This is a genomic window from Actinocorallia herbida, assembly GCF_003751225.1.
GTDB classification, from domain to species: Bacteria; Actinomycetota; Actinomycetes; order Streptosporangiales; family Streptosporangiaceae; genus Actinocorallia; species Actinocorallia herbida.
Genome location: NZ_RJKE01000001.1, coordinates 3213249 through 3226071, shown reverse-complemented (window position 1 = coordinate 3226071; position 12823 = coordinate 3213249). Strand labels below are relative to the sequence as shown.

At 72.5% G+C, this 12823-nt stretch carries 12 protein-coding genes; 6 read left to right on the top strand and 6 right to left on the bottom strand.

Annotated elements, in window-relative coordinates; translation table 11 throughout:
* The first annotated feature begins 27 nt into the window (after positions 1-27).
* From EDD29_RS15040 to EDD29_RS15025, 4 genes are all read left to right on the top strand, one after another.
* Positions 28-732, top strand: coding sequence for a TetR family transcriptional regulator (locus EDD29_RS15040; protein WP_123665007.1), 705 nt, complete (start codon positions 28-30; stop codon positions 730-732).
* A gap of 140 nt (positions 733-872) precedes the next feature.
* Positions 873-1700: a VOC family protein gene (locus tag EDD29_RS15035; protein WP_123665006.1), complete on the top strand. Its 828-nt coding sequence runs from the start codon at positions 873-875 to the stop codon at positions 1698-1700.
* 64 nt (positions 1701-1764) lie between these two features.
* Positions 1765-2490 (top strand): TetR/AcrR family transcriptional regulator, encoded by a 726-nt coding sequence (locus EDD29_RS15030; protein WP_211359729.1) that lies wholly within the window; start codon positions 1765-1767, stop codon positions 2488-2490.
* Between the two features lie 44 nt (positions 2491-2534).
* Positions 2535-3215 (top strand): TetR/AcrR family transcriptional regulator, encoded by a 681-nt coding sequence (locus tag EDD29_RS15025; protein ID WP_123670486.1) that lies wholly within the window; start codon positions 2535-2537, stop codon positions 3213-3215.
* A gap of 26 nt (positions 3216-3241) precedes the next feature.
* Here the strand turns inward: EDD29_RS15025 and EDD29_RS15020 are convergent, their stop codons facing one another.
* Both EDD29_RS15020 and EDD29_RS15015 read right to left on the bottom strand, forming a co-directional pair.
* Positions 3242-4432, bottom strand: coding sequence for an amidohydrolase family protein (locus EDD29_RS15020; RefSeq protein WP_123665004.1), 1191 nt, complete (start codon positions 4430-4432; stop codon positions 3242-3244).
* Between the two features lie 90 nt (positions 4433-4522).
* The gene (locus EDD29_RS15015; RefSeq protein ID WP_123665003.1) at positions 4523-5539 is read right to left on the bottom strand and encodes a TIGR03617 family F420-dependent LLM class oxidoreductase; all 1017 of its coding nucleotides are present in this window, start codon (positions 5537-5539) and stop codon (positions 4523-4525) included.
* Positions 5540-5752: 213 nt separating this feature from the next.
* On the opposite strand from EDD29_RS15015, the gene EDD29_RS15010 reads away from it, so the two are divergent.
* Positions 5753-7426 (top strand): hypothetical protein, encoded by a 1674-nt coding sequence (locus tag EDD29_RS15010; RefSeq protein WP_123665002.1) that lies wholly within the window; start codon positions 5753-5755, stop codon positions 7424-7426.
* Between the two features lie 51 nt (positions 7427-7477).
* Here the strand turns inward: EDD29_RS15010 and EDD29_RS15005 are convergent, their stop codons facing one another.
* The 4 genes from EDD29_RS15005 to EDD29_RS46885 all read right to left on the bottom strand — a co-directional run bounded on the left by EDD29_RS15005 (position 7478) and on the right by EDD29_RS46885 (position 10628).
* Complete coding sequence (locus EDD29_RS15005) at positions 7478-8059, bottom strand: methyltransferase domain-containing protein (RefSeq protein WP_211359728.1); 582 nt, start codon at positions 8057-8059, stop codon at positions 7478-7480.
* Positions 8060-8154: 95 nt separating this feature from the next.
* Positions 8155-8640, bottom strand: a complete 486-nt coding sequence (locus EDD29_RS15000) for a hypothetical protein (RefSeq protein ID WP_123665000.1) — start codon at positions 8638-8640, stop codon at positions 8155-8157.
* 111 nt (positions 8641-8751) lie between these two features.
* Positions 8752-9396 carry a response regulator transcription factor gene (locus EDD29_RS14995; RefSeq protein WP_123664999.1) on the bottom strand — a complete coding sequence of 215 codons (645 nt, stop codon included), beginning with the start codon at positions 9394-9396 and terminating at the stop codon, positions 8752-8754.
* The gene (locus tag EDD29_RS46885) at positions 9384-10628 is read right to left on the bottom strand and encodes a sensor histidine kinase (protein ID WP_123664998.1); all 1245 of its coding nucleotides are present in this window, start codon (positions 10626-10628) and stop codon (positions 9384-9386) included. The genes EDD29_RS14995 and EDD29_RS46885 overlap by 13 nt, the downstream gene beginning before the upstream one ends.
* A gap of 132 nt (positions 10629-10760) precedes the next feature.
* Between EDD29_RS46885 and EDD29_RS14985 the strand changes: the two genes are divergently transcribed.
* On the top strand, positions 10761-12746 hold the full coding sequence (locus tag EDD29_RS14985; RefSeq protein WP_123664997.1) for an MMPL family transporter: 1986 nt from the start codon (positions 10761-10763) through the stop codon (positions 12744-12746).
* Positions 12747-12823 lie beyond the last annotated feature (77 nt).

Here is a 12823-nt window from a genome sequence, read left to right as displayed (position 1 = left end):
CCCCGGCAGGTCGGGGACAATGGGCGGGTGGCATCCAGCGCGCGTTCCCGACGTCCCCGCGGCTCGATCGACCCCGAGCGCATCCTCGACGGGGCCTTCGCGCTCGCCCGGGAGACGGGCCTGGCGAACCTGAGCATGGCCGAACTCGCCGCCCGTCTGGACGTCGGCGTCACCAGCATCTACTGGCACGTCACCAACAAGGACGAGCTGCTGCGCCGGATGGCCGCCAAGGCGATCGCCCGGCTGGACGAGATGCTCCCCCGGCCCGACGGCCGCCCGCCGCAGGAGTGGCGCGCCTACCTGGCCGAGTACTTCGCACTCCAGCGCGCGATCCTCGCGCAGGACTCGCTGCTGTCCGACCTGACCGCCGTGAAGGACGCCCGCTACGACCAGGAGGGCTTCGACACCGCCTACCGCGGGCTCGAAGCGGTCATCCGGTACCTGGTCGCGGCGGGCTTCGGCGCGCTCGACGCATGGCACCTGTACTCGTCGCTCTCCCTGTACACCGAGGGCTTCGTGGGGGCCGAGCGTCGCCGCGCCGCGACCGCGTTCCCCCCCGAGGGCCTGCGCCAGCTCGGCCTCCTCGACCCCGACGGCACCCCCCTGATAGCGAGCCTGGTGCAGCACGAGGGCATCTCGATCGACCTCACCGGCGACGCGGCCTTCACCGCGGGCCTCGCCACGATCCTCGACGGCGCGGGCCACCGCCGCTCCCCCGCCGAGGCCGGTTGACGGGCCGGTGAGCGGGGCGGAGGCCGCCTGAACGGGATTCCCGTTCCAGAGTTAGAATGCGGCCGAACGCGGCGTGACGGCACTTCCCGTGGCGTCCGCGCCCCCCGCGGCACCGCCGCCCGCACGTCAGGAGCACCGCCTTGCCCGCAGAAGACGCGACCTTCGCCGGAGCGCACGCGGTGCCGTGGCCCCTCCTCGACCATCTGGCGATCGGCGTGCGCAGGTGGTCCGACGCCTACGCGCGGTTCGCCACCCACCTCGGCGGCCGCTTCCACCACGCCGGGGAGGCACCGGAGTACGCCCCCTGCCAGCTCGAGTTCGGGACGGGAATGCGCCTCGAGTTCATCGCCCCGTCCGAGCAGAGCGGTTTCATGGACCGCTTCCTGAGCCGCCGGGGCCCGGCGCCGCACCACCTGACGTTCAAGGTCCCCTCGATGGACGAGACCGCCAAGGAGTTCGCCCGCCTGAAGTTCCCGTCCTTCGGCGGGCACCCCGACCTCCCTGGCCGGCGCGAGACCTTCGTCCATCCGAAGGACGCCGCGATCGGCACGCTGGTCCAGGTCATCGAGTCCGACGACTCCCTCCTGGAGACGCACGCCCTGACGGTCGCGCCCGCCGACTTCCCCTCCCCCGCGGCGGAGTCCCGCACGGTCTCGCTCGTCGGGCTGACCGCCGCCGACCTCGGCCGGGCGCACGACCTCCTCGGCCGGGCGCTGCTCGGCGACGTGACCGAGGACGGGGACGGCTGGTTCTTCGTCACCTGGGGACGCGGGCGTGCCCTGCTCGTCCGGGAAGCGGCCGCGACGCCGTGCGCCCCCGAGCTCTGGCGGGACGCCCCCGCGACGGGCGTCGGCTTCGCCCTGTTCGGACCGGAGGACCTCACCGCGTCCGCGCTCACCGCACGCGAAGGCGAACTGACCAGGCTGCCCGCGGATTCCGGCACCGGGCTCCCGGTCTGGTTGCTGTGAGCTGACGGATCGCGCGGCGACGTGCGGGCCTGGGACCCCGCACCTATAATTGCATTCTCATTACATGCCGCTTGATCCCACCATGTCCCGCGCCCGGCGCCGCAGGCGGCACGGTCCGGCCGGGCGGCCTTCAGAGCGGAACGCGACGGTGACCGAGCAGGCGGACAGGGCCAAGGGCACGGAACGGGCCGCGGGCGGGCCCGGCGCCGAGCGCGCGCCGTCGGTCAGGTGGGCGCGGCGGCAGCGGATCGTGGACGCGGCGCTGGCCGCGCTCGAGCGGCAGCCGTACGAGCAGATCCGGATCGCCGAGCTCGCGCAGGCCGCCGAGGTCGCCCTCGGCACGCTCTACCGCTACTTCCCTTCCAAGGAGCACCTGTACGCCGTCGTCCTCCAGGAATGGGTGGAGCGCGACAGGCACCGGCACCGCCAGACCGTGCCCGCCCCGGCCCGGCGCGACCGCGCCCGCAGCCGGATCCACGCCATCATCGCCGCGTTCGAGCGCCAGCCGCAGTTCTACCGGCTCACCCTGCTGCTCAGCGCCAGCACCGACCCCGAGGTGCGCGCCCTCCTCGCGGGCGCCGACGCCACCGCCACGATGCTCCTCGCCGGGGACTTCGCGGGCATGGGCGTCCCCGCGCCGCGGGACCGCGCCCGGATGCTGTACGCGATCAGCGGCTCGACGCTCACCGGCGCCGTCTACCACGGGCGGCCCTTCGCCGACGCCTATCGGCTCGCCGACCGCTTCCTCGACCTGTGCGAGCGGCGGGCCGAGGCCGCGCGGCGTCCCTGACCGACCCGTCCGCCGCCGTCCGGGCGGTCTTCCGAGAGGCAACGATGACGAACTCCCGACCGGCGCCCTCCGCGTCGCCCGCCGCGTCCGGGGCAGGGCTTCCGGCGTTCAAGCGCGAGCGGCGCACCCGCATCCTCGAGGCCGCGCTCGGCGCGCTCCAGGGGCAGGAGTTCGAGCAGATCCGGATCGCCGAGGTGGCCCAAGGCGCGGACGTCGCCCTAGGGACGCTGTACCGCTACTTCCCTTCCAAGGAGCTGCTGTACGCGGTGGCGCTCCGCGAGTGGGTGCACCGGCAGCGCCTCGACGCGGCCATGCCGGGCCGGACGCCCGAGGAGCGCATCCGGGCCCGGCTGCGCGGCGTCATCGGCGCCTTCGAGGCGCAGCCGCAGTTCTTCAAGACCCACCTGCTGCTGTACGGGTCGGGTGACCCTGAGGTGGAGGCGATCCTCGGGGAGGTCTCCGCCCTCGCCGAGGAGGTGCTCACCGGCGACTTCGCCGCCCTGTCCGTCGCCGAGCCGCGCGACGACGCGACGATGCTCTGGTCGATCCTGCACTCGCTGCTCTCGTCGGCCATCTACCAGGGCGGCGCCTTCGGCGAGGTGTACCGCCTGGTCGACGACTTCATCACGCTCGTCCTGGAGACGCGGGACGGTCCGGTCTCGGGCTCCCCGGCGAAGCCAGGCCCCCAAGAGCCCGCCACCGGACCCAACGAGCACGGCCGGTGATGGGCTCCCGGGCGTAGCCGGGCGCGTCAGGCGAGGCGGGAGGCGAGTTCCCACCCGTTGTGCCGCATGATCCGCTCGCACTCCTGCGGCGTGAACTGGAAGTTCTCCAGGTCCTTGATGTACGACGCCGGTTCGGCGAGTCCCTCGACGTGGGGGAAGTCGGAGCCCATGAGAATCCGGTCGACGCCGATGAGCCGCTTCAGCTCGCCCAGGTCGTCCTCGTAGTAGGGGGAGACCCAGACGTGCCGCTTGATGGTCTCGCGCGGGTCCTCGGGGAACCGGAACGGGGCCTGGCCGTAGACCTTCTTGAGCTTCGCGAACAGGTGCAGCACCCACGACGCGCCGGACTCGATGACCGCGATCCGCAGCCGCGGGAAGCGCGTGAACAGGCGGTGGGCGATCATGCTGGCGAACGTGTCGTGGACCGGGTCCGGCGACGAAAGGGCCATGAAGGACGCGGACGCCTTGAACGCCTCGAGCTCGGACGACTCACCCCAGTCCGTCATGTACTTGTTGTAGTAGGTCATGCCCGAGTGGTAGACGACGGTGATCCCCGAGTCGTTCACCAGCTGCCAGAACGGGTCGAAGTAGGCGTCGGCGGGGCTCTTCAGGCCCTCCCGGGTCATCACCGGGCCGGCCACCATGACGACGAAGCGCGCGTCCCGGTCGAGGACGCGCTGGAGTTCGGCGACGGCCCCCTCCACGTCGGACAGGGTGATGTACGGGGCGGCGAAGATGCGCTCTTGGTAGGCGTAGCCCCAGTCGTCGTCGAGCCAGCGGTTGAAGGAGCGGAACGCCGAGCCGAGCGCGGGCAGGTCGTGCAGCATCGCCTGCTCGATCCCCACGCCGAGGGTCGGGAGCAGCAGGGTGCCCCGCATGCCCTGCTCGTCCATGAGGGCGAGGCGGGCGTCGCGGTCGCGGTAGGCCGGGCGGACCGGCTCCAGCTCGCCGAACAACTGCCGCACGTCGGACGACTTGGGGTTGCGGCCCCGGAAGTACTCGTCCATCGCGCCGGGCCGGGCGACCGGGTCGAACGTCGGGTTCGGGATGAACCGGTTGACCTTGCCGGACACCAGCAGCCGCTGCCTGCCGTTGATCTCCGCCCACTGGACGGTCCGGCGCCGGAACTCCGGTTCCGCGTACCGGGTGAAGGCGTCGACCGCCTCGTAGTAGTGGTTGTCGCAGTCGAAGAACTCGAACGGCAACTCGGTCGCCATCAACGCCTCCTGGAATCAGATTTCAATTCTTGCCAGCCGTGAAACAGTGTCAAGAGCCCCGGCCCGGCGGCCGCCGCGGCGGCCGCGCGGTCAGGACCGAGCCGCCTTGAGGGCCGCGGCGAAGTCGGCGACGAGGTCGTCGGGGGCGTTGTAGTGGGGGAAGTAGGCGCAGACGCGGTCGCAGTCTCCGTAGCGGGCGACGACCTCGGCGGCGGCCTCCTCCGGGGTGCCGTGGACGGCGAGCACGTTCATCGCCTTGTCGTCGATGAGCGTGGACATCTCGGCCCAGCGGCCCTGCTTGGACAGGGCGTTCAGCTCGGGCTGGAGGTCGCCCATGCCCTCGACGTCGAGGACCGCCTTGTAGGCGGGAGTGGAGCCGTAGAAGGCGAGGAGGAAGCGGATCGCCTTGGCGGCCTCCAGCTCCTCCTCGGTGCGGCCGACGCCGACGATCACCTCGGCGGTCACCTCGATGTCGCCGCGCGAGCGGCCCGCGGCGTCGAGGCCGGCCTGGATCGCGGGCCTGGTGCGCTCGCGCATGTGCCGGGCGCTGTTGAACGGCATGACGAGGATGCCGTCGGCGACCTCGGCGGCCATCTGGTTCATCTTCGGCCCGAGCGCGCCGACGAGGACCTTCGGGACGCCGAAGGGGTTCGGTCCGGGGTTGAACGCGGGCGTCATCAGCGTGTGCCTGGTGTACTCGCCCTCGAACTTCAGGCGGGTGCCGTCCTGCCAGCAGTTCAGGATCGCCTTCGTCGCCTCGACCCACTCGCGCATCTGCGCGACGGGCTTCCCCCACCGCGCGCCGTACCTGTTCTCGACGTGCGCCCTCACCTGCGAGCCCAGCCCGAGCCGGAACCTGCCCTCGGACATCAGGTGCAGGTCGTAGGCGGCGTGCGCGAGATGCACGGGACTGCGCGGGAACGCGATCGCGACGTTCGTCATCAGGTCGAGCGAGCAGGCCGGCGCCGCCGCGACCAGCGGGAAGAACGGGTCATGGGAGTTCTCGAACGTGAACACCCCGTCCACCCCGCAGCCCTCCAGCGCGCGGGCGCGCTCGGCTGCGGTGACGACGGAGTCGGCGAGCATGACATCGAGCTTGAGCGACATCGGGGGCTCTCTCCTCAGGTCGGGCATGAAGGGGGTGGACCGACGGCACCGAAACTATAAGAACGAGGTTCCTGTTTCAATGACCGGGAACCACCCTCTCCCCTTCGCACCGTTTCCAGCCATTCGCTCCATCCGCCGGAGGCCGTCCCGCTACGCTCCCCCGGTGATCATCAGGTGGAGGCGCGGGGCCCGCGTGACGGCGGCATTGGGCGCATGAACAACGACCAGTCCGGCGCGGGCTGGGACGGCCTGGTCCGGTGGAACGGCGGCCGATGGGCGGTCGCCAAGCGCCTCCCGCGCGCCCGCGACGCCGCCTACCCCCCGACCGGCCTCACGGTCCTGGGCCGGAACGACGTCCGCGTCTTCACCCGCGACGGGCAGCGGTCCACGACCGCGTGGCGGTACGACGGCCGCGCCTGGAAGTCGAGGAAGAGCCGGTTCCTCAGCGCGTTCGAGGTCCTCCCGAACGGGACGATGTGGGCCGCGAACACCACCGGAGGGGAAGATGAGTCGTTCCTCTTCCGGAACGACGGCGGCGGCCGGCGCAAGCAGCCCGTCGAGTCCACGCTCGGGTGCACTCCCGCCGACGAGGACGGAGGGTACGGCGAACGGCTCATCTGGGAGGTCGAGGCCACCTCGAAGAAGAACGTCTTCGTCGGGTACTCCGACCGCGTCCTGCGCTGGGACGGCGCGCGCTGGTCGCTCTTCGCGCGCGGTCTGTTCGGCGGTCTCACCCGGGACCGCGCCGGGGCCTTCTGGTCCATCGGCCTCAACTACCGGGCACTGCCGTACAGCGAAGTCCTGCGCGTCTCGCCCACCGGCGACGTCACCGCCCTTCCCTACACCGGGCCGCCAAGGGGGTCGATCTCCACCGGCTGTCCGTGGCCCCGTCCGGGCGGGTCTTCGCCGTGGGCACCGCCAAGGCCCCGGCCGGCTCTGCCACCAAGCGCCGCTACCACGTCTGGCGCCTCCCGGTCTGAGGCTGCCCGGGGAGGGCGGCGGCGGGCGGGTCGGCGAATCCGCCTTGGTGCGGATCTTCCCTTGAGGTGGCGCTGGTCCGCGGCGGCGGGCGGGATTACGGTGACCGTTATGAGCGACGTGCAGGGGCAGCAGCCGGCCCGGCAGGTGGTGATCGGCGCGGAGGTCGCCGCGGTGCTCGGGCCGGAGAAGGTGGCCGAACTGCTGGCGGGGCCCGAGCCCGGGGAGTACGAGTGCGTCATCTGTGACGGGCCGGGCGACGCCGACCGGGAGCCGACCTCGGTCCTGGTGCGCCGCTTCCCCGTCGCGGAGTATCCCGAGCGGCCGCTGCTGAACATCATCTGGGCGCACGAGGCGTGCTCGCCGTCCACGGTCGAGGACCGCGACACCCCCGTCAGCCTGCACCACTACTTCCGCAGCCAGCATCTGATCCCGCTGCTCCTCGGCAGTGAGACCGCGCCGCGCACGGCGCTGATCATGGAGCCGGTGATGCCGGCGTTGCAGAACCGGAGCACGGACTCCAACGCCTACGTGCAGGCCTGGCTGCGCGAGGGCCTGCACCTGCTGTCCGTCAGCGACCTCCTGCACCCCGGCCCGGACGTGCCGGAGTGGCGGGCCGTGCTCATGCCGGGCGACCCGCCCGACCAGATCCGGGTGACGCTCGTCTGCCGGGCGGAGAGCCCCCGTCCCTTCACCGTCGGCGACGGACTGGGCATCCGCGTCGACCGGGCCTGGCTCGACATCGCGGCTTCCGGCGGCATCACCCTGTGGGCCGGGCTCACCGGCCTGCTCTCCACGCCGGGACGTGACCCGGAGACCATCCTGCGCGCCCTCGCCGACGCCGCGCACGCGGGCACCCTCGTCGGCGGCCGGATCCCCGCCGTCACCGTGGGCCTCCCCGACCTCTGACGGCCGGCACCGCTCAGCGCCCACCGGTCCACGCCTCGGCGCGCCGGCCTTTCAGGGCGTGTGGTCGAGCGGGCCCACGAGACGGCCTCCTTCGGCGAGCAGCCCCGTCCAGGGCACGTCCCAGGCCCCGGCCGTCACCAGGATCGCGTCGAACGGCCCGTGCCCGGCGACCGCGTGCTCGGCGTCTCCGAGCAGGACCCGCACCTCGGTATACCCGGTGTCGGCGAGGAAACGCGACGTCCGCTCGGTCACCCACGGGTCGATGTCGACCGTGACCACGGTCCCGGCGGGGCCGACGAGTTCGGCGAGCACCGCCGCGCTGTAGCCGCCGCTCCCGATCTCCAGGACCCGCATCCCCGGGCCGATTCGGGCCGATTCGATCAGGTCCGCCTGGCGCCAGGGCGCGCTGAGCGAGCTCGCGCGGCGCCCGGACTCGTCGGCCTTCGTCCGCACCGTGTCCCGCGCCGAGTAGGCGGCGGCGACGGACGCCTCGGGGCAGAACCGCTCACGGGGCACCGCGGCGAACGCGGCGGCCACCTCGTCCCTGCGGATGTGCCCCTGCTCCCGGAGCCGCCCCACCATCGCCGCCCGCAGAGATTCCGGAGACTCCGCGCGCACACCGTCCGTCGTCACAGGGTGACACTAACCGCGTTCTCCCGGCCCGGCGGGCGAGTCGCCCGAACGCCTGTGACATCGTGCCCGCCCCTTGACCCCGGACCCGGTCGGCGTCACCGGGAGGCGGGAGCCTCCTGGATGCGCACCGCCCAATTGACGTCTCCGGTGGCGACGACCTTCGGGGCCACGGTCGCGGTGAAGTGGACCGGCCCCTGGAAGGCGGTCGCCCCTGCGTCGGCGCCCTCGCACTCGAAGTCGTTGACGAAGTTCGTGCGGTCCGGTTCCGGCAGGCCCAGCTCGACGCGGATCGAGCCATCGCCGCCGCAGATCACCATGATGCTGATCTCACGCCCCTCCCGCAGGTCGATCGGGTCGAGGATCAGGTCGCCGCGCCGGACCGGAGTCACCAGCAGGGTGCGCATGCCGGGCTCGGCGGCCGGGATCTCGACCCGCGGGTGGCGGGAGGGCTCGGCCGCGTCCACCCGGCCCGTGCCGCCGTCGTTCCGGTAGGCGACCAGCGTCGCGGCGGCCGCGGCCACCCCGAGCAGCCCGATCGCCGTGCGCCGCCGTGCCGACAGCGCTTCCCCGCGCCCGGACATCGCACCACTCCCCTGCCCGCGCCCAGCGCGCCGACTCCCTGCGGCCCTTCTGGCACGCCGAACGGCACGATATCGCGATCTTCCCCGCCGATCGGACAGGGTGCCGGGACGTCAGCCGTTGAGGTAGGCGAGGACGGCAAGGACGCGGCGGTTGTCGTCGTCGGAGGCCTGGAGGTCGAGTTTGTGGAAGATGTTGGTGGTGTGCTTGGCGACCGCGCCTTCGGAGACGACGAGGGCCGCGGCGATCGCGGCGTTGGAGCGGCCCTCGGCCATGAGGGCGAGGACCTCCGACTCCCGGGGCGTCAGCCGGTCCAGGGGGCGGACGGCTCGGCCGCGGGTCAGCAGGCGGGCGATCACCTCGGGGTCCATCGCGGTCCCCCCGGACGCCACCCGCCGAACCGCGCCGACGAACTCCTCGGTGTCGAAGACCCGGTCCTTGAGCAGGTAGCCGACCCCGCCCGTGCCGTCGGCGAGCAGCTCGCGCGCGTAGAGCTGCTCGACGTACTGGGACAGCACCAGCACGGGCAGCCCCGGAACCCGGCGCCTCGCCTCGATGGCCGCGCGGATGCCCTCGTCGGTGAACGAGGGCGGCAGCCGGACGTCCACGATGGCGACCTCCGGCTTGTGCTCGACCAGTGCCCGCAGGAGGGACGGCCCGTTGTCGACCGCCGCGACGGTCTCGAAGTCGTGCGCTTCGAGGAGCCGGACGAGCCCTTCCCTGAGCAGGGCGAGGTCTTCGGCGATCACTGCGCGCAAGGAATCTCCAGGGTCACGAGGGTGGGCCCGCCGGGCGGGCTGCTGAGGGCGAGCACTCCGTCGAACGCGGCGATCCGCCGCTCGATGCCGCGCAGGCCGCTGCCGGTCTCCAGGGACGCGCCGCCCATGCCGTCGTCGGTGACGCCGATCCTGAGCAGCCCCTCGTCGAGCCGCAGGTCGATCCAGACGCGCCGGGCGCCGCTGTGCTTGCCCGCGTTGGCGAGGATCTCCGACACCGCGAAGTAGGCGGCGGACTCCAGCGGCGGCTCCAGCCTCGGCAGCGCCCCGGTGACCTCGACGTCCATGCCGCTGTCGAGCGCGAGGGCGCGGACGGCGTCGGACAGGCCCCGGTCGGCGAGGACGGGCGGGTGGATGCCGCGGACGAGGTCGCGCAGCTCGTTCAGCGCCCGCACCGAGGTCTCCCGGGTCTCGGCGAGCAGCAGCCGCGCCTTCGCCGGGTCCTTCTCCAGCAGGTGCTCGATCGCGCCGAGCGTCATGCCCATCGCGACGAGGCGCGCCTGGGCGCCGTCGTGCAGGTCGCGTTCGATCCGGCGCAGCTCGGCGGCGGACGCGTCGATCGTCTCGGCGCGCGACCTGGTCAGCTCGGTGACGCGGCGGGCCAGCGCGGCCGCGTCGGCGGGTGCCAGCAGGCCGCCGGTCCAGCGCCCGTGGACGCGCTCGAACCACGGCGCGGCCTTGAGCCCGAGGACGAGCAGCACGACGCCGACAGGGACGCACCACCAGGCCGCGTCGGGGTCGCCGTGCCAGACGTGGATACCGGTGTACCAGTCGTTGAAGCCCATGTCGCCGAAGACCTCGTAGATCGCGGGCATGATGATGCCCTCGATCCCGTAGAGCGGCAGCGCGAACGTCATCGCGGCGAGGAAGACGCCGACGACCGGGTCGGTGAGGCCCCAGAGCAGGTCGCGGTAGGTCGCCCTGTCCGTGAGCAGGTGCCGGCAGCGCTCCGCCCGGCCGAGGAACCCGGGCCGTTGGACGGGCTCGGGAAGGTAGGGCCGGGGGATGGCGACGCCGCTCCAGTCGTGCGCCAGCAGCCGCGCCCGGTCGGCGAAGCGCCGGTGCGCGTCCACCAGCGGGGGCGTCAGGTAGATCCCGACACCGACCGGGATCAGGCAGATCGCGACGACCGCGAGCGTCCAGACGAACAGCTGCGCGATGCTCAGCCAGAACCACACGAAACCGTGGCCCATGGCCTGGAATGTCTTTTTCATGCCTTCACTCTGGCTCGGGGGCGGTCTTCGGGCACTGGACCTATTCTCCCTTCCGGGGTGGGTCTAGACCCACCCCGGAGACGCCACCTCGCCGGATGTCCAGTGGCCGCCCCGATTTCTAGCGTCGGGGCCATGGAAATCGCTGAGAGGCTGGGTGGCTGGAGCGCGCGCCACCGGATCGCCGCAATAGTGCTGTGGCTGCTCTTCGTCGTCGCGTCGTCGGTCCTCGGCGGGATGGCGGGCCAGCAGCAGATGAGCAGCGCCGAGGACTCCTTCGGCGGGTCCCGCCAGGCGATCGAGATGCTGGACGCGGCGGGGATCGAGGACCCCGCCGGCGAACTCGTCCTCGTGCACGGGACCGACGCGGGCCCCGTGATCGCCGCCGTCAAGGGCACCGGGCAGGCCGTGCGCGTGAAGGAGGCGGCCCGCAGCGGCGGCAAGGTCCTCGTCTCCTTCGACTGGAAGGGCGACCCGGACGAGGCCATGGACCACTATCCGGCGGTGCGCGACGCGCTCGCCGCGACCGGGGTGCGCACCGAGACGTTCGGGAGCGCCACGGTCGACCTCTGGTTCGGCAAGGCGATCTCCGAGGACTTCGAGCGCGCCGAGTGGACCGCCGTCCCACTCGCGCTCGGCATCCTCCTCGTCGCTTTCGGCGCCCTCGTCGCCGCGGTCCTGCCCGTCGCCCTCGCCCTGACGGCCTTCGTCGCGGCGACCGGGCTCGCGGCCCTGGCCAGCCACCAGTTCCCGGCGGCCGAGGCCACCGGCTCGGTCATGCTGCTCATGGGGCTCGCCGTCGGCGTCGACTACTGCCTGTTCTACCTGCGGCGCGAGCGCGAGGAACGGGAACTCGGCCGCTCGGCGCAGGAGGCGCTGCGGATCGCCGCGCGGACGTCGGGACACTCGGTCCTCGTCTCGGGCGCGACGGTCACCATCGCGATGGCGGGCCTCTTCCTATCCGGAATGCCGATGTTCGAGAGCTTCGCCGTCGGCACGATCCTCGTCGTCCTCGTCGCGATGACCGGCTCGGTCACCGTGCTGCCCGCACTGCTGTCACTGCTCGGCGACAAGGTGGACGCGGGGCGGCTGATCCGGCGGCGCCGCCCGCGCCGTCAGGGAAGGGTGCTGCCCGCGATCCTGCGCGGGGTCATCGCCAAGCCGGGCCTCGCCACGGCGCTCGCGGTGGCCTTCCTGGTCGCGCTCGCCCTGCCCGCCCTCGGCATGCGGACCGAGCTGCTCTCGCTGCGCCAGACGATCCCGGCGAGCGATCCGCTCATCACCGCCTACGAGCACATCGCCGCGGAGTTCCCCGCCAAGGCCGAGACCGGCGAGATCCTCGTCAAGGGACCGGCCGGGGACCTGGCCGCGCTCGGGGAGGCGCGGGAGCAGAACGGGCTGACCCGCATCACGATCCCGCTCGCGACCGAGGCGGACCTCGACCGGGCGCGCGCCGCCATCGAGGACCGTCCGGACGCCGCGATCCACGGCGACCTCGCCTTCAGCGACGACTACAACGCCCGGCTCAAGGACGCCGTGCTCCCGGTGTTCGCCTTCGTCGCCGGAGCCGCGTTCCTGATCATGCTCCTGGCCTTCCGGTCGGTGGCGATAGCGGCGGTGTCGGTCGTGCTGAACCTCTTGTCGGTGGGGGCCGCCTACGGCGTCATCGTCGCGATCTTCCAGCACGGGTGGGGCGACGAACTCGTCGGCACGACCGGTGCCGGGGCCGTCCAGGCGTGGCTGCCGCTGTTCGTCTTCGTCATCCTCTTCGGGCTGTCGATGGACTACCACGTCTTCGTCGTCTCCCGCATTCGCGAGGCCTGGCGGCAGGGCATGCCGACGCGCTCGGCGATCTTCCACGGGATCGGCTCCAGCGCGGGCACCGTGACGAGCGCCGCCCTCATCATGGTCGCCGTGTTCTCGGTCTTCGCGACCCTCTCCATGCAGGACTTCAAGCAGCTCGGCGTGGGCCTGGCCGTCGCCGTCCTCCTGGACGCCACCCTCATCCGGGTGATCCTCCTCCCGGCCGCCCTGTCCCTCCTGAACGATCGGACCTGGTCGCTCCGCCGCCGCCCGACCATCGGCCCCCCGGAACCCGCGCCCCTCACCCCCGTCTCCTGACCCCGGACCCCCACCGCGGCCCCCGCCCGCTCCCGGGTGGGGGCCGCGCGCGCACGGCAGGGCGGACGCCCGGTACC